This is a genomic window from Colwellia sp. MB02u-10 (assembly GCF_014077185.1).
Taxonomy (GTDB): Bacteria; Pseudomonadota; Gammaproteobacteria; order Enterobacterales; family Alteromonadaceae; genus Cognaticolwellia.
Map to the genome: position 1 here is coordinate 1 of NZ_JACGVK010000044.1, position 787 is coordinate 787.

Genomic DNA, 787 nt, shown 5'->3' on the forward strand with positions numbered 1-787 from the left:
CAAGTGTCTTGGTTCTTCAATATCCATCAATTGAAGAAAGCGAATAGATGGATAACGATAGCGCTTCGATGGGTAACTTTCAAAGTGATTAAGCAGAAGTCAGCAGACGGCATAGTAGCCCAACGTCCATCGTAATGGTTGGGACATGGTGAAGGCCAGAACATTAACTAAAGGAGGAACATTTATGCATTTTGATAGGTCTTTATTGCCGTCAGGTTTTGCCTCTATTGAGCATGACATAATAACACCAACCTTACATGACAATTTATTTGAACAAGTTTTAGCGGCAACAAATCTCGACTTAGCTTGGCAGCGCTGGGGTTGATGGAATGAGCATTGATGATTTTCCAAAGTATGCGCAAGCAAATTGGGACGCCATCAAAGCGCAACTCATCAACGGGACATATCGTCCTCAACCCGCATTACGAGTCGAAATACCGAAACCTGATGGTGGAAAACGCTTGCTGGGTATACCAACGATCATCGATCGTATTATCCAACAAGCAATCCATCAAGTCCTTAACCCAATATTCGATCCTGAATTTTCTGCACACAGTTATGGCTTCCGACCAGGTCGCAATGCGGCTCAAGCGGTAAAGCATATACAGGCATGTATTAAATTAGGTCACAAGATCGCAGTAGATGTTGATTTATCTAAATTCTTTGACCGCGTCAATCATGATTTACTCATGCATAAACTCGGCTGTAAAATAAACGATAAAGCCTTGATGCGATTGATTGGAAAGTATTTAAGGGCGGGTGTTGTAGATAAAGGGAAACGAGTTCA

The 787-nt window shown here is 42.1% G+C and carries 2 protein-coding genes; both read left to right on the forward strand.

The annotated features are described in order from the left end of the window. The first annotated feature begins 184 nt into the window (after positions 1–184). Complete coding sequence (locus H4J59_RS19600; RefSeq protein WP_220469675.1) at positions 185–325, forward strand: hypothetical protein; 141 nt, start codon at positions 185–187, stop codon at positions 323–325. A gap of 4 nt (positions 326–329) precedes the next feature. Next, positions 330–787, forward strand: a 458-nt coding sequence (locus H4J59_RS00145; protein WP_310733144.1) for a reverse transcriptase domain-containing protein, incomplete at its 3' end; no start/stop codon positions are given.